The sequence below is a fragment of the Streptomyces sp. NPDC055243 genome (assembly GCF_044544025.1).
Lineage (GTDB): Bacteria > Actinomycetota > Actinomycetes > Streptomycetales > Streptomycetaceae > Streptomyces.
On sequence record NZ_JBITWR010000002.1, the window covers coordinates 109,046 to 124,651 of the forward strand.

11 protein-coding genes are annotated in these 15,606 nt (G+C 72.0%); 4 read left to right on the top strand and 7 right to left on the bottom strand.

Translation table 11 applies throughout. The features are described 5' to 3' along the window. Positions 1–78: 78 nt before the first annotated feature. Positions 79–1,131, top strand: coding sequence for a hypothetical protein (locus ACIGXX_RS05415; protein ID WP_351158293.1), 1,053 nt, complete (start codon positions 79–81; stop codon positions 1,129–1,131). A gap of 93 nt (positions 1,132–1,224) precedes the next feature. On the opposite strand, the gene ACIGXX_RS05420 is transcribed toward ACIGXX_RS05415, so the two are convergent. The 5 genes from ACIGXX_RS05420 to ACIGXX_RS05440 form a co-directional block, all read right to left on the bottom strand. Further along, entirely contained in the window at positions 1,225–3,366 is a 2,142-nt protein-coding gene (locus tag ACIGXX_RS05420; protein WP_361467990.1) for a 3-hydroxyacyl-CoA dehydrogenase NAD-binding domain-containing protein, read from the bottom strand. Continuing rightward, positions 3,363–4,589, bottom strand: a complete 1,227-nt coding sequence (locus tag ACIGXX_RS05425; protein WP_351158299.1) for an acetyl-CoA C-acyltransferase — start codon at positions 4,587–4,589, stop codon at positions 3,363–3,365. The genes ACIGXX_RS05420 and ACIGXX_RS05425 overlap by 4 nt, the downstream gene beginning before the upstream one ends. Positions 4,590–6,360: 1,771 nt before the next feature. Next, a complete protein-coding gene (locus tag ACIGXX_RS05430; RefSeq protein WP_351158302.1) occupies positions 6,361–7,653 on the bottom strand; it encodes a ribonuclease D in 1,293 nt (430 codons plus the stop codon). Positions 7,654–7,731: 78 nt separating this feature from the next. Next, the gene (locus ACIGXX_RS05435) at positions 7,732–8,394 is read right to left on the bottom strand and encodes a response regulator transcription factor (protein WP_160507754.1); all 663 of its coding nucleotides are present in this window, start codon (positions 8,392–8,394) and stop codon (positions 7,732–7,734) included. A 331-nt stretch (positions 8,395–8,725) separates the two neighbouring features. Continuing rightward, positions 8,726–9,394, bottom strand: coding sequence for a DUF3000 domain-containing protein (locus ACIGXX_RS05440; protein WP_351158305.1), 669 nt, complete (start codon positions 9,392–9,394; stop codon positions 8,726–8,728). 121 nt (positions 9,395–9,515) lie between these two features. Here ACIGXX_RS05440 and hemE point away from each other — a divergent pair, with 121 nt between their 5' ends. Together hemE and ACIGXX_RS05450 are read left to right on the top strand one after the other, a co-directional pair. After that, positions 9,516–10,583, top strand: coding sequence for a uroporphyrinogen decarboxylase (hemE, locus tag ACIGXX_RS05445; protein WP_351158308.1), 1,068 nt, complete (start codon positions 9,516–9,518; stop codon positions 10,581–10,583). Between the two features lie 65 nt (positions 10,584–10,648). Next, positions 10,649–11,626, top strand: a complete 978-nt coding sequence (locus ACIGXX_RS05450) for a hypothetical protein (RefSeq protein ID WP_399972996.1) — start codon at positions 10,649–10,651, stop codon at positions 11,624–11,626. Positions 11,627–11,648: 22 nt separating this feature from the next. Here the strand turns inward: ACIGXX_RS05450 and ACIGXX_RS05455 are convergent, their stop codons facing one another. Together ACIGXX_RS05455 and ACIGXX_RS05460 are read right to left on the bottom strand one after the other, a co-directional pair. Further along, the gene (locus tag ACIGXX_RS05455; protein ID WP_399972999.1) at positions 11,649–13,031 is read right to left on the bottom strand and encodes an FAD-dependent oxidoreductase; all 1,383 of its coding nucleotides are present in this window, start codon (positions 13,029–13,031) and stop codon (positions 11,649–11,651) included. A gap of 37 nt (positions 13,032–13,068) precedes the next feature. After that, on the bottom strand, positions 13,069–14,013 hold the full coding sequence (locus ACIGXX_RS05460; RefSeq protein ID WP_399973002.1) for a DUF4349 domain-containing protein: 945 nt from the start codon (positions 14,011–14,013) through the stop codon (positions 13,069–13,071). 141 nt (positions 14,014–14,154) lie between these two features. Between ACIGXX_RS05460 and hemG the strand changes: the two genes are divergently transcribed. Next, positions 14,155–15,606, top strand: a complete 1,452-nt coding sequence (gene hemG / locus ACIGXX_RS05465; RefSeq protein WP_399973005.1) for a protoporphyrinogen oxidase — start codon at positions 14,155–14,157, stop codon at positions 15,604–15,606.

The window sequence follows — 15,606 nt, forward strand, 5'->3', positions numbered from 1 at the left end:
CGTAAACTAACCAGTGAACGTTGTGCGTATGTGGACGTGGAAAGGTGCCACCGAGTCATGTCGTCGAGGTCGAGAACCGTGAGCACCGGTGCCCTGCAGAGCGCCCGCTGGCTGCTGCGCGGCCGGGACGGCCGGCTCACCGCGTACACCCGGACCGAAGGCGGACTGCTGCGCTGGACGGAGAGCGCGCCCGGCGGCCCCGACTGGTCGGGGCCGGAGTTCTTCGAGGCGCCCGACCTGACCTGCCTCACCCTGGCGCAGGGAGCCGACGGGTACGTGCACTTCCTGGGCCGCAGGGAGGTGCGCGACGGCGAGGGAAAGGCCGCCGTCGACATCGTGCACTCGATCCAGTACCAGTCGGGCAGGCCCCTCATGGACTGGCGCTCGCTCGGCAACCCGCACACCAAGCTCGTCGAGCGGGCCCCGCACCTGGGTGACCCGACCGCCGCGGTGGACGCGGCGGGCACGGTCCACGTCTTCGTGCGGGACGCCGTGAACAGCGTGCGGCTGCGGCGCGAGGGCAAGGGCGGCAAGTGGGAGGGGTGGAAGGACCTCAAGGTCCGCGAGGTCCTTGACGGCATCACGGCGCTCGCCACCTCCACCGGCCGCGTCGAGGTCTTCGGCCCGGCCGAGAACAAGACGCTGCACTGGACGCAGGAGAAGCAGGGCGCCGAGCTGACGCGCTCCGACGACATCGCGCTGCCCCCGGCCGTCGGTTCCGGCACGGCCCTGGAGACGGGCACGGACCGCCTCACGTACTACGCCGCCGACGCCCGCGGCAAGGGAGTCGTCGCCCACCGCGGCGACGGCGAGGACCTGCGGCGTCTCGGCGGAACCCCGGCCACGGGCCCCATGGCGGCCCTGCGCGCGACGATAGAGGGCCACGACTGCACGGTCCTCGCCCACCGGGGGCAGGACGGGCGCCCGGTGATAGCGGCGTACCCGACGGAGGACGAGACGGCGGGCGTCTGGTGGGCCGGGACGGGAGAACCCTGCCTGGGCTCCCCGGCGTTGGCCCTCGACGCGCGGGGCCGCGTGGTCATGGCGACGATCGGCCTCGACGGCACGCTGCGGATCGCGCGCCAGAAGGCGGAGTCGGGGCTCGCGCTGGAGGCGTGGACGCGGGTGTAGGCGGGAGACGCGGGCGCGGGCGGGAAGCGCGCGACAACGGGCGATGCCCGGCAGGCCTCTCGGCCCGCCGGGCATCGCCCGTATGCGGAGGTGTTACGCGGGAACGCTGGCCACGCCCGGCGCCAGGAACCGCTTGCCGTTGACGCGCTCGCTGACACCGGCCCGGTCCAGGTACGGCGTGACGCCGCCCAGGTGGAAGGGCCAGCCGGCGCCCGTGATCAGGCACAGGTCGATGTCCTGCGCCTCGGCGACGACGCCCTCGTCGAGCATCAGGCCGATCTCCTGCGCCACGGCGTCGAGCACGCGGTCGCGGGTCTGCTCCTCGGTCAGGACGGTGTCGCCCTGCTTGAGGAGGGCGGCGACCTCGGGGTCCAGCTCCGGCTTGCCGGAGTCGTAGACGTAGAAGCCGCGCTTGCCGGCCTTGACGACCGCCGCGAGGTTCGGGGAGACCGTGAAGCGCTCCGGGAAGGCACGGTTGAGCGTCTCGGAGACGTGCAGACCGATGGCCGGACCGACCAGCTCCAGGAGCACCAGCGGCGACATCGGCAGACCGAGCGGCTCGACGGCCTTCTCGGCGACGGCGACCGGGGTGCCCTCGTCGATGACGTTCTGGATCTCGCCCATGAAGCGGGTGAGGATGCGGTTCACGACGAACGCCGGGGCGTCCTTCACCAGGACCGCGGTCTTCTTCAGCTTCTTGGCGACACCGAAGGCCGTGGCCAGCGAGGCGTCGTCCGTCTGCTCGCCGCGCACGATCTCCAGGAGCGGCAGGATCGCGACCGGGTTGAAGAAGTGGAAGCCGACGACCCGCTCGGGGTGCTTCAGCTTCGACGCCATCTCGGAGACCGAGAGCGAGGAGGTGTTGGTGGCGAGGATCGCGTGCGCCGGAGCGACCGCCTCGACCTCCGCGAACACCTGCTGCTTGACGCCGATCTCCTCGAAGACGGCCTCGATGATGAAGTCGGCGTCGGAGAAGCCCTCGGCCTTGTCCAGGACACCGGAGACCAGGCCCTTGAGACGGTTGGCCTTGTCCTGGTTGACGCGGCCCTTGAGGAGAAGCTTGTCGATCTCCTCGTGGACGTAACCCACACCCTTGTCCACGCGGGCCTGGTCGATGTCGGTCAGGACGACCGGCACCTCGAGGCGGCGCAGGAAGAGCAGCGCGAGCTGCGAGGCCATCAGACCGGCGCCGACGACGCCGACCTTGGTGACCGGGCGCGCCAGGTTCTTGTCCGGGGCACCCGCCGGGCGCTTGGCGCGCTTCTGCACGAGGTTGAACGCGTAGATGCCGCTGCGCAGTTCGCCGCCCATGATGAGGTCGGCGAGCGCCTTGTCCTCGGCGTCGAAGCCCTTCTGGAGGTCGCCGTCCTTGGCGGCCTCGATGATCTCCAGGGCGCGGTAGGCGGCCGGGGCCGCACCGTGCACCTTGGAGTCCGCGATGCCCCGGCCGCGCGCCACAGCGGCGTCCCAGGCCTCGCCGCGGTCGATCTCGGGGCGGTCCACCGTGAGCGAGCCGTTGAGGACGGAGGCCGTCCAGATCAGCGACTGCTCCAGGAAGTCCGCACCCTCGAAGAGCGCGTCGGCGATGCCGAGCTCGAAGACCTGCTTGCCCTTGAGCTGGCGGTTCTGGTTCAGCGAGTTCTCGATGATGACCGAGACGGCCTTGTCGGCGCCGATCAGGTTCGGCAGCAGCGCGCAGCCGCCCCAGCCCGGTACGAGACCGAGGAAGACCTCGGGCAGCGAGAAGGCCGGAAGCGCCTTGGAGACGGTGCGGTACGAGCAGTGCAGACCGACCTCGACACCGCCGCCCATCGCGGCGCCGTTGTAGTAGGCGAAGGTCGGCACGGCGAGGCCGGAGAGCCGCTTGAAGACTTCATGGCCGCCCTTGCCGATGGCGAGCGCGTCTTCATGCCGCTTCAGGATCTCGACGCCCTTGAGGTCGGCGCCGACGGCGAAGATGAACGGCTTGCCGGTCACACCGACACCGACGATCGTGCCCTCGGCCGCCTCCTTCTCGACCTGGTCGATCGCGGCGTTCAGGTTCGCGAGCGAGCCGGGGCCGAAGGTGGTTGGCTTGGTGTGGTCGAAGCCGTTGTCGAGCGTGATGAGCGCGAAGCGCCCGGCGCCCGCGGGCAGGTCGAGGTGGCGTACGTGCGCCTGCGTGACGACCTCGTCCGGGAACAGCTCGGCCGCGCCCTTCAGAAGCTCCGTGGTGGAGCTGGTGGAGCTGCTCACTTGTCGCCTCCGGCGTCCTTGTGGTTCGGGTTCTCCCAGATGACGGTGGCGCCCATGCCGAAGCCGACGCACATCGTCGTCAGGCCGTAGCGGACGTCCGGCTGCTCCTCGAACTGCCGCGCCAGCTGCGTCATCAGACGCACGCCGGAGGAGGCGAGGGGGTGGCCGTACGCGATGGCGCCGCCGTACTGGTTCACGCGGGTGTCGTCGTCCGCGATGCCGTAGTGCTCCAGGAAGGCGAGCACCTGCACGGCGAAGGCCTCATTGATCTCGAAGAGACCGATGTCGGAGATGGACAGGCCCGCCTGGGCGAGCGCCTTCTCCGTGGCGGGGATGGGCCCGTAGCCCATGACCTCGGGCTCGACACCGGCGAAGGAGTACGAGACGAGCCGCATCTTGACGGGCAGGTTGTGCTCGCGTGCGAAGTCCTCGGAGGCGATGATCGACGCCGTGGCGCCGTCGTTGAGGCCCGCGGCGTTGCCGGCGGTGACGCGGCCGTGCGTACGGAACGGCGTCTTGAGGCCGGCGAGGCTCTCCAGGGTGGTGCCGGGGCGCATCGGCTCGTCGGCGGTCGCCAGACCCCAACCGGTCTCGCCCGCTTCCTCGTTGGTCCGTCGTACGGAGACGGGCACGAGGTCCTGCTGGATCTTGCCGTTGGCGTAGGCCTTGGCGGCCTTCTCCTGCGAGCGCACGGCGTACTCGTCGGCACGCTGCTTGGTGATCGTGGGGTACCGGTCGTGCAGGTTCTCGGCGGTCATGCCCATGAAGAGGGCCGACTCGTCGACGAGCTTCTCGCTCACGAACCGCGGGTTCGGGTCGACGCCCTCGCCCATGGGGTGGCGGCCCATGTGCTCGACGCCACCGGCGATGACGGCGTCGTACGCACCGAACGCGATGGAGCCGGCGGTCGCCGTCACGGCGGTCAGCGCGCCCGCACACATGCGGTCGATGGAGTAACCGGGCACGGACTGCGGAAGCCCGGCCAGGATCCCGGCGGTGCGGCCCAGCGTCAGACCCTGGTCGCCGATCTGCGTGGTCGCGGCGATGGCGACCTCGTCGATCTTGGCGGGGTCGAGGGCCGGGTTGCGGCGCAGCAGCTCCCGGATGGCCTTCACGATGAGGTCATCCGCACGGGTCTCGTGGTAGATGCCCTTCGGGCCCGCCTTGCCGAACGGGGTGCGGACGCCATCAACGAAGACGACGTCCCTGACGGTACGAGGCACGATGGCTCTCCTCCAGGGTGCGGGTGCGCCTGGCGGCGCGCTTCCGGGTTCCATGCTACTTGTCGGTAACTATGCGGCCAAGGGTTGCTGGGCGCTGCCGCGGGGAGGCGAAGGTCACACTTGCCCTGCGGGCGGGCTTTCACCGGGGCGGTGGGTCGAACTCCGCGGCGGACGGACCGGGGGGCGCCCTGTCCCCGCCGCTCGGCGCCGTATCTCTCCCCACCGATCACCCGGCGCCCGCGTGGCGCTGCCCCCTGCGGGCCGGTGGCGCCCTGTTCCCGCCGCTTGGCGCCGGATGTCTCCCCACCGATCACCCGGCGCCTGCCTGGCGCTGCCCCCTGCGGGCCGGTGGCGCCCTGTTCCCGCCGCTCCGCGCCGGATGTTCCCCACCCACCCACCCGATCACCCGGCGTCGGCCCTGGTGCCGCCCTGTGTCCCCTGCGAGCCGCTGATGGCACCCCTGTCCCGCCGCTTCGCGCCGGATGCCTCCCTCCCACCCACCCGATCACCCGGCGTCCGCCTGGCGTCGTGGCGGGGGTGGGCGAGTGGTCCTCTGCGGGCCGGTGGTAACACCCCTGTCCCGCCGCTCCGCGGCGGATTTTCCCCGCCCACCCGCCCGATTGCCCGGCGTCCGCCCTGGTGCCGCCCCCTGCCCCCTGCGAGCCGGTGATGGGCACCCCTGTCCCGCCTGCCCGCCCGATCCCGACGTCCGCCTGGTGCCGTCCTCTGTCCCCTGCGGGCCGGTGGTGACACTCCTGTCCCGCCGCTTCGCGGCGGATGTTCCCCACCCGGCCGCCCATTACTCGGCATCCGTCGGCACCGCGGGGCAATCGGGTGGGCGGGTGGGACAGACCCGCCGCGAAGCGGCGGTACAGGGGAACATCCCCGCAACGGTCAGCTGAGCTCCCCGCCCGCAACGATCAATCAGCCCTCCCCCCGTAACGGGCAGCTGAGCCCTCCGCCTTCCCACAGCGGTCGGCGGAGCTATCCCCCCCGCAGCGGCTAGTTGAGCCTTCGCCTCCCACAGTGGCCAGTTGAGCCTCCGCCCTGTAGTGATCGACTGAGCCCTTCGCCCTCCCGCAGCGGTCAGGCGGAGCTCCCACCCCCCCCCGCAGCGGTTAGTTGAGCCTCCGCCTCCCGCAGTGGTCAGCTCACCTATCTGCCCCGTAACGGGCAGTTGAGCTTCGCCCCCCGCGGTCAGCTGAGCTATCCGCCTGGCAACGGTCAGCCGAACCCTCCGCCCCCGCAACGATCAGCGGCCCCCCGCCCGTAACGGTCAGCGGCCCCCCCCCGCCCGTAACGGTCAGCTGCCCCCACGCCCGTAACGGTCAGATGCCCCCCGTCCGTCACGGTCAGTGGCCCCCACGCCCGTAACGGTCAGATGCCCCCACGCCCGTAAAGGTCAGCTGCCCCCCCCACGCCCGTAACGGTCAGCGGCCCCACCCCGCAGCGATCAGAGGGGGCCCCGGCCGTGGCTGTCTGTGAGGCTCCACCCCACCCCCGGCGTGAACCACCCACCCGCCCCTCACCCCTCGACTGCGGGGTAATCGGGTGGGTGGGTGGGCGAGATTCGCCGCGGAGCGGCGGCTTGGGGATTTGGGGATGTCGGCGCGCAGTTTGCCCAGTGACGCGGACCACCCACCCGCCCCTCACCCCTGCACTGCGGGGTGAACGGGTGGGTGGGTGGGGGAGAACCGCGCTGAGCGGCGGTCCGGGCGCCACGTGGGGGTGGCGGTCGCTTGGGAGGGGCGGCGTTACGTGGGGGTGGCGGTCACACCGGAGGGGTGGTCGTCGGGGGCTGAGTCAGGGCCGTTACCAAGGCCGGGGTCACCTGGGAGATCTGCCACTGCCGCGCACCGTGCGAGGCAAGCGCCGCGGCCACGGAATCCGCGTCCACCTGAGCCGGCGGCTCCCAGCAGACCCTTCGTACCGTGTCCGGAGTGATCAAGTTCTCCTGCGGCATGTTCAACTCCTCGGCCAGCGCCGAGACAGCCGACCGTGCCGCGGACAGGCGCGCCGCGGCGGCCGGGTCGCGGTCCGCCCAGGAGCGGGGCGGCGGAGGTCCGGAAACGGTCGCCCCGGGCTGCGGGAGCTCCGAGTCGGGCAGGGCCTTGGCCCGGTCCACCGCGGCCTGCCACTGCTCCAGCTGACGGCGCCCCATCCGGTGCCCGAAGCCCGTGAGCCCGGAGAGCGCGTGCACGTTGGGCGGAAGCCCGAGCGCCGCCTCCACGATCGCGCCGTCACTGAGCACCTTGCCGGGCGACACGTCCCGCCGCTGGGCGACCTTGTCGCGGGCGGTCCACAACTCGCGTACGACCGCCATCTGGCGACGGCGGCGCACCTTGTGCATGCCCGAAGTACGGCGCCAGGGATCGACCCGCGGCGGAGCTGGCGGCGCGGAGGAGATCGCGTCGAACTCCTCGCGGGCCCACTCCAGCTTGCCCTGCCGGTCGAGCTCCTTCTCCAGCGCGTCCCGCAGGTCCACGAGCAGCTCGACGTCGAGCGCCGCGTAGCGAAGCCAGGGGTCGGGCAGCGGGCGTGTCGACCAGTCGACCGCCGAGTGGCCCTTCTCCAGGACGAAGCCGAGCACGCCCTCGACCATCGCGCCGAGGCCGACCCGGGGGAAACCGGCGAGGCGCCCGGCGAGTTCGGTGTCGAAGATGCTGGTGGGGATCATGCCTATTTCGCGCAGGCAGGGCAGGTCCTGAGTGGCTGCGTGCAGCACCCACTCGGCACCGGAGATCGCCTCGCCGAGCTCCGACAGGTCGGGGCAGGCGACGGGGTCGATCAAGGTGCTGCCCGCGCCTTCACGGCGCAGCTGCACTAGGTAGGCGCGCTGGCCGTACCTGTAGCCGGACGCGCGTTCGGCGTCCACGGCCACGGGGCCACTTCCTGCCGCGAAAGCGGCGATCACCTCGGCGAGCGAGGTTGCGTCGGCGACCACCGGAGGAATGCCATCACGCGGCTCGAGCAAAGGGATCGGCGCCGTTTCGACGTCGTCCGGAGGGCCGCCTCCGGTGGTTCGCAGTGAACTGTCTGCTGCGGTCTCTTGGGCGTCGGTCACCTGTCAAGGGTATCTGTGTATGCACAGCGCCCGTCGACGGAACGTTCCGTCGACGGGCGCGCGAGGGGTGTAAATGAGTCAGTGGATGATTCCGGTGCGCAGGGCCACCGCTACCATCCCGGCCCGGTCTCCCGTGCCGAGCTTGCGTGCGATCCGGGCGAGGTGGCTCTTCACGGTCAGCGCCGAGAGCCCCATCGAGACGCCGATGGCCTTGTTCGACTGGCCCTCCGCGACCAGGCGGAGGACCTCCACCTCACGGCCGGACAGCTCGCGGTAGCCACCGGGGTGGCTCGGGGCGCCGGGCGGGCGGCGGTGCATTCGGGCGGCGGCCGAACCGATGGGCGCGGCGCCGGGACGGGTGGGGAGACCGACATTGTTGCGGGTACCGGTGACGACGTAGCCCTTGACGCCGCCCGCGAGGGCGTTGCGTACGGCGCCGATGTCATCGGCGGCGGAGAGGGCAAGGCCGTTCGGCCAGCCCGCCGCACGGGTTTCTGAGAGGAGCGTCAGGCCGGAGCCGTCGGGGAGGTGGACGTCTGCGACGCAGATGTCACGGGGGTTGCCGATGCGGGGACGAGCCTCCGCGATCGACGAGGCCTCGATCACGTCGCGTACACCGAGGGCCCACAGGTGGCGGGTGACGGTGGAGCGGACGCGCGGGTCGGCCACGACGACCATGGCGGTCGGCTTGTTCGGGCGGTAGGCGACCAGGCTTGCGGGCTGCTCGAGGAGAACGGACACCAGGCCTCCTGGGGTGCGGGACTGAACCGGCTCGGGGATGAAGCCGGGACGAACCGTGCTTTCAAGGTCACCAAGGTCTTCGGCACCAAACCCGCCCGCCTTTAGAGAATGATCACGATTTGGTGAGTAACAATTCGGACCATTCGGACACACGATCGATCATCCGAAGATCAACCCGAATCGCAGTCGTTCACATTCGCTCATCCGCGTGACCGTTCAGCCCAGCCGCATCCAGCCACGTCCGGTTCTGTCCGGTTCCATCCGGTCCGGGGCGTTCCCTGCCAGCCCCCTCCGGCCCCTCACAGACCTTCCGGCCGCATCCCGCCGTAGGTCACGGCGTCTGCGGCCCCCGTCGCTGCGGCAGCGACACCACGGACCCCTCGCCGTGCCCGCCCTGGTTGACCGGCGGCAGCCCCGCCACCTGGCAGAGCAGATCGCACCACGCGGCGAGATGCGCCGCCGTGTCCGGCGTACCGCCCGGCCCCTCGCGCGGCGTCCACGACGCCCGGATCTCGATCTGCGAGGCGGACGGCCGCTCGGAGAGCCCGCCGAAGTAGTGCGAGGCCGCCCGCGTGACGGTGCCGCTCGGCTCCCCGCAGGCCAGGCCGCGCGCCTGCAGCGCGCCCGTCAGCCAGGACCAGCAGACCTCCGGCAGCAGCGGGTCCGCCGCCATCTCCGGCTCCAACTCCGCGCGCACGAGCGTGACGAGGCGGAACGTGCCCTGCCAGGCGTCGTGCCCCGCCGGGTCGTGCAGCAGGACCAGACGTCCGTCCGCCAGGTCCTCGTCGCCGTCGACCACCGCCGCCTCCAGGGCGTACGCATGCGGGGCCAGGCGCTGTGGAGGCCGCGTCGGGTCGATCTCGATCTCAGGCCGAAGCCGTGCCCCGCGCAGCGCCTCGACCGCCGCGCGAAAGGGCAACGGAGCCGATTCCGCCACCTTCCCCTCCGTACTTTCCATTTCGCCAGCGCCGTCCGACCGTTGTCCTTGAGCCGCAGCCATGCGGGGAAGATTAAGGGGAACGGCGGCTTCGCGCAGGGAGAGACACCCGTGAGAGGGGCCCCGGTCAAGGCAGGGTGTCCCTCGGGGCGGGCGGCGCACGGGCCCGTGCGAGACTTTCGGGGTGAGTGCCAACAACAGCCCCGCGGGCCAGCAGAACGCAGCGACGTACGACTCCGCTTTCATGAAGGCCTGCAGGCGCGAGCCCGTGCCGCACACGCCGGTCTGGTTCATGCGGCAGGCGGGGCGCTCACTTCCCGAGTACCGCAAGGTGCGCGAGGGCACGGCCATGCTGGAGTCCTGCATGATGCCGGAGCTGGTCACGGAGATCACGCTCCAGCCGGTGCGCCGCCACAAGGTCGACGCCGCGATCTACTTCAGCGACATCGTCGTCCCCCTCAAGGCCATCGGCATCGACCTCGACATCAAGCCGGGCATCGGCCCGGTCGTCGCCAACCCCATCCGCTCGCGCGCCGACCTCGCCCAGCTGCGGGACCTGACGCCGGACGACGTGAGCTACGTGACGCAGGCGATCGGCATGCTGACCGCCGAGCTGGGGTCCACCCCGCTCATCGGATTCGCCGGTGCGCCTTTCACCCTCGCGAGCTACCTCGTCGAGGGCGGCCCTAGCCGCAACCACGAGCACACCAAGGCGCTCATGTACGGCGACCCGCAGCTCTGGGCCGACCTGCTCGACCGCCTCGCGGAGATCACCGGCGCCTTCCTGAAGGTGCAGATCGAGGCGGGCGCGAGCGCCGTGCAGCTCTTCGACTCGTGGGTGGGCGCGCTGGCCCCCGCCGACTACCGGCGCTCCGTGATGCCCGCGTCGCAAAAGGTCTTCGACGCCGTGGCCCCGTACGGCGTGCCGCGCATCCACTTCGGTGTCGGCACCGGTGAACTGCTCGGCCTGATGGGCGAGGCGGGCGCCGACGTGGTGGGCGTCGACTGGCGCGTCCCGATGGACGAGGCGGCCCGGCGGGTCGGTCCCGGCAAGGCGCTCCAGGGGAACATCGACCCGGCGGTCCTCTTCTCCACGCGGGAGGCGATCGAGGCCAAGACGGACGAGGTCCTGGACGCCGCGGCCGGCCTTGAGGGGCACATCTTCAACCTCGGCCACGGCGTGCTGCCGGCCACGGACCCCGACGCGCTGACGCGGCTCGTGGAGCATGTCCACACGCGGACCGCGCGCTGACGGAGCCGGTCCGTAGTTGGCCGAAAATCTCGCCTGAATGTGACGGGTGAGGAGGGGGACGGGACGTGTCCGCGATGAAGATCGGTGATCTCGTCGAGTCCTGGGGCGGAGTCCAGGACGACTACCAGCGCCGCGGCGACGCGGAGATGGACCGGATCGTCCTGGAATGCGCCCGTGAGCTCGCCGCGGACCCCGGCGGTGAGCTCGCGCATCAGTGGACCTTCGGGCTGGTGATGATGCTGCCGTACGTCGGCTGGCTGCCGGGCGACGACGTGCCCGGCGCCGTGTTCGCCGCCGCGAAGGCCGCCGACGAGGCGCTCAAGGACCGGCCGTGCGCCCACGAAGGCCATCCGTACGCCGAGGACGAGCTGGAGGACCATCTCTTCTGGCTCCGCGACATCCTGTCGGCCGCGGCCGACGAGAGCGCCGAGTGGGACGAGGACGAGCGCCCGCGCGACGAGTGGCTCTGCCCGCTCAACGTCGCGGGCTTCGCGCGGATCGCCATGGACTTCATCGAACCCGGCTCGGCGACCGGCGTCCCGCCGCGCCTTCCCGACGACATCCAGCAGGACATCGACTCGCTCTCGGCCATCCTGCACGGCTGCCCCCGGCCGGGCACCGAGGCGGACCGCGAGATCGCGTACGTCGGCGACGCGCTCGGCCGGGCCACCGACCCCGACGACCGTGCGGGCCTCGTCATCGTCACCACGGCCGTGTCCTGGTACGCCGTCTCCGACATGATGCGGTCCAAGCCCGTCCTCGACGGGCTGGCCGCGGGCCTGGAAGAGGCCCTCGCGCACCTCTCCGACGCGTCATGCGCGCACGACGGGCATCCCGGCCTGCCGAGCGGCGGCCCCGACGCCGTCCGGGTCGGCCTCCATCTCAGCAGCCCGGCCGGCCGCGAGGTCTACGAGAAGGAGCACCGGTCCAGCGGGTGGGGCGCCCCGCTGGACACGCTCCTGTGCCCGGCCTTCACCGCGGCCACCGCACGCGAGACCCTCGCACGGCTGCGGGAGCGGCGCGCGGCCCTCTTCGGGGCCTGACGCGCCGGTCAGGCCCGCCTGCCTAGCCCGCCTTCCGCACCGCAGCGACCGCCTTGCGCGCCGCCACCAGGACCGGGTCCCACACCGGCGAGAACGGCGGTGCGTAGCCGAGGTCGAGCGCGGTCATCTGGTCCACCGTCATCCGCGCCGTCAGGGCCACGGCCGCGATGTCGACGCGCTTGGCCGCGCCCTCGCGGCCGACGATCTGGACGCCGAGCAGCTTTCCCGTGAGGCGCTCGGCGATCATCTTGACGGTCATCACGGCCGCACCGGGGTAGTAGCCCGCGCGGCTCGTCGACTCGATGGTCACCGTCGCGTACTGAAGTCCGGCCGCCCGCGCCTCCTTCTCGCGCAGGCCCGTGCGGGCGATCTCCAGGTCGCAGACCTTGCTGACGGCCGTGCCGACGACACCGGGGAAGGTCGCGTAACTCCCGCCCACGTTCGAGCCGATGACCTGGCCGTGCTTATTGGCGTGCGTACCGAGCGCGATGTGGCGCTCGCGGCCCGAGACCAGGTCGAGTACCTCGACGCAGTCGCCGCCCGCCCAGATGTTCTCGTGCCCGCGCACCCGCATCGCGAGGTCGGTGAGCAGCCCACCGTGCTGGCCCAGCGGCAGGCCCGCCGCCTCCGCGAGACCCGTCTCGGGGCGCACCCCGATGCCGAGCACCACCACGTCCGCCGGGTACTCGGCGTCCTCGGTGGCCACCGCCCTGACCCGGCCGTCGTCGCCGGTGAGGATCTTGGTGACCTCGGCGCCGTTCACCATCTCGATGCCCATGCCGGACATCGCGTCGTGGACGAGGCGGCCCATGTCCGGGTCGAGCGTCGACATCGGCTCGGCGCCGCGGTTGACGACCGTGACCTCGTAGCGCCGCTGGATCAGCGCCTCGGCCATCTCGACGCCGATGTAGCCAGCGCCGATGACGACCGCCCTGCGGCCCGGCGTGCGGGCCAGCGTGTCCAGGAGCGCCTGGCCGTCGTCCAGGGTCTGCACGCCGTGCACGCCGGGGGCGTCGATGCCGGGCAGGGCCGGGCGGATGGGCCGGGCGCCGGTGCCGATCACGAGCTTGTCGTACGCCGTCCAGTCCTCCGCGCCGGACTCCAGGTCCCGGGTGCGGACCCGGCGGCCCTCCGGGTCGATCTCCATGACCTCCGTGCACATCCGCAGGTCGATGCCGCGCTCCCGGTGCTCCTCGGGCGTACGCGCGATCAGCTCGTCCCGCGAAGGGACGTCGCCGCCGACCCAGTAGGGGATGCCGCAGGCCGAGTACGAGGTGAAGTGGCCGCGCTCGAACGCGACGATCTCCAACTCCTTCGGGTCCTTGAGCCTGCGTGCCTGTGACGCGGCGGACATGCCCGCCGCGTCACCCCCGATGACCACCAGTCGCTCTCTCGCGCTACTCATACGGACACGCTACGACGCGGCGGCAGTTGACGGACCTCTAGTCCTCGTCACCCCCGCGCGCCGGTGCCACCGCGGGCCGCCGCGGCAGCCGGGGCCGCACCAGGCGCTGCCACAGCAGGAACAACAGCGCCGCCACCGCCGCGAACGGCAGGATCGCGCCGATGGCGACCGCGAGCCACCGCAGCATCGTCACGAAGGCGTTCCAGCCACCGGACAGGGCATCCACGAACGTCGGGTCGTCGTCGCCCGCGTCTACCTTCTTCACTGCCGTCTCGCTGAGCGAGAGCGTGATGGTCGACATGCTCGTACGGTCCTTCAGCGAGGAACGCTGGGCGAGCAGCGCCTCCAGTTCGGACTGGCGGCTGCTCAACTCGCCCTCCAGGGTGACGACATCGCTCAGTTTCGTCGCCTTGTCCATCAGCTCCCGCACGCGCTCCACGCTCGCCCGCTGCGACTTGACGCGGCTCTCCACGTCGACGACCTGCTCGGTGACGTCCTGCGCCTTGGCCTTGCGCTCGATCAGCTTGCCGGTTCCTTCGAGCGCCGTGAGCACCTCCTCGTACCGGTCCTGCGGGACGCGCAGCACGATGCGGGAGCGCTCGTGGCCGCGGCCGTCGCGGTCGGTGGTCTCGTCGCCGACGACGCCGCCCGCGTCGGTGGCCGCCGCGCGCGCCTCGTCCAGGGCCTTCGGCACGTCCTTGACGCGGACGGTCAGGGTGGCGGTGCGGATGATGTGCGTGCCGGTGAGCTCGGGCGGCTTCTTCTTGCCGGACTGATCCGCCCGGCCGCCCCCGGCCACCCCCTTGTCGTCCTGGTTGCCGGACGCGGCCGCGTCCTCCCGCGCGGCGCTGCCCGCCGCCTTGTCGCTGTCGCCGCCGCCGTCGCCACCCGCGCTGCACCCGGTGAGCGCGAGTGCCGCCGCGAGCAGGACGGCCGAGAGTGCCTGGACGGTGCGGTGCCTTGATGTGCCGGTCGCGAGCATCTCGACGTACCCCCGAGGTTCGTGGTCGCTGATGCTCCTTTGACGCCGGGGAGGGGCGAAACGATGGTGTCCGACCGGTCCCGATGAGGTCACGGTCGGGACTCGCACGCGTCGTGTCGCGCGGCTCGTAGAGTGGGGGGCATGCGCGAAACGGACACACGTACGGGTCATGTCGTCGTCATCGGTGGCGGGATCGCCGGGCTGGCAGCCGCCCACCGATTGCTCGACACCGGAGCCCGCGTGACCGTCCTGGAGGCCTCCGACCGGCTCGGCGGCAAGCTGCTCCCCGGCGCGATCGAGGGCGTCCGCGTCGACCTCGGCGCCGAGTCGATGCTGGCCCGCCGCCCCGAGGCCGTCGCCCTCGCCCGCGAGGTGGGCCTCGCCGACCGGCTCCAGCCGCCCGCCACCGCGACCGCCGCGATCTGGACCCGCGGGGCCCTGCGGCCGATGCCCAAGGGCCACGTCATGGGCGTGCCCGGCGACGCTTCGGCCTTGACCGGGGTGCTCTCCGACGAGGGCCTGCGGCGCATCGAGGAGGACCGCGACCTGCCGCCCACCGAGGTCGGGGACGACGTCGCGGTCGGCGAGTACGTCGCCGCGCGCCTGGGCCGCGAGGTCGTCGACCGCCTCGTGGAGCCGCTGCTCGGCGGGGTGTACGCGGGCGACGCCTACCGCATCTCGATGCGCTCGGCGGTCCCGCAGCTCTTCGAGGCCGCCCGCACGCACGCCTCGCTCACGGAGGGCGTCCGCGAGATCCAGGCCCGCGCCGCGAAGAACCAGCAGACCGGGCCCGTGTTCATGGGCATCGAGGGCGGCGTCGGCCAACTGCCGCTCGCCGTCGCGGAGTCGGTGCGGGCGCGGGGCGGCGAGATCCGCACCGGGACGCCGGTCACCGAGCTGCGGCGCACCCCCGATGGCTGGCAGGTGAGCACCGCGGAGCGGACCCTCGACGCCGAAGCCGTGGTCGTCGCCGTGCCCGCCTACGCCGCCGCCGCGCTCCTGGGCGTCGAGGCGCCCGCCGCGGCGGCCGAGCTGGCGACCGTCGAGTACGCCTCCATGGCCCTCATGACCCTCGCCTACCGCCGCAGCGAGACCGACCTCCCCGAAGGCAGCGGTTTTCTCGTGCCGCCCGTCGACGGGCACACCATCAAGGCCTCCACCTTCGCCTCGCGCAAATGGGGCTGGATCGCCGAGGAGAACCCCGACCTGCTGGTTCTGCGCACTTCAGTGGGGCGGTACGGCGAAACGGCGATCCTGGGGCGCGACGACGCCGACCTCATCGCCCTCTCCCGGCGCGACCTGCGCGCGGCCACCGGCCTCGACGCCGAGCCCGTCGCCACCCGCGTCACCCGCTGGCACGACGGCCTGCCGCAGTACCCCGTCGGCCACCACGCGCGCGTGGCCCGCGTCCGCGAGCACGTGGCCAAGCTGCCCGGCCTCGCCGTCTGCGGAGCCGCGTACGACGGAGTGGGCATCCCCGCGTGCATCGCGAGCGCCTACGCGGCCGTCGACCAGCTGGGCGGCGACCTGGCCGGTGTGCAGGAGCTCACCGCCAACCCGGTGCAGAGCCTGCACGGCGGCGGAGGAGAATAG

Bases quoted from the DNA above. Each gene is read 5' to 3' on its own strand.
- ACIGXX_RS05440 (WP_351158305.1), bottom strand. From the start codon at position 9,394: ATGGCTGCGGCTCAAGGACAACGGTCGGACGGCGCTGGCGAAATGGAA.
- ACIGXX_RS05455 (WP_399972999.1), bottom strand. From the start codon at position 13,031: ATGAGTAGCGCGAGAGAGCGACTGGTGGTCATCGGGGGTGACGCGGCG.
- ACIGXX_RS05460 (WP_399973002.1), bottom strand. From the start codon at position 14,013: ATGCTCGCGACCGGCACATCAAGGCACCGCACCGTCCAGGCACTCTCG.
- hemG (WP_399973005.1), top strand. From the start codon at position 14,155: ATGCGCGAAACGGACACACGTACGGGTCATGTCGTCGTCATCGGTGGC.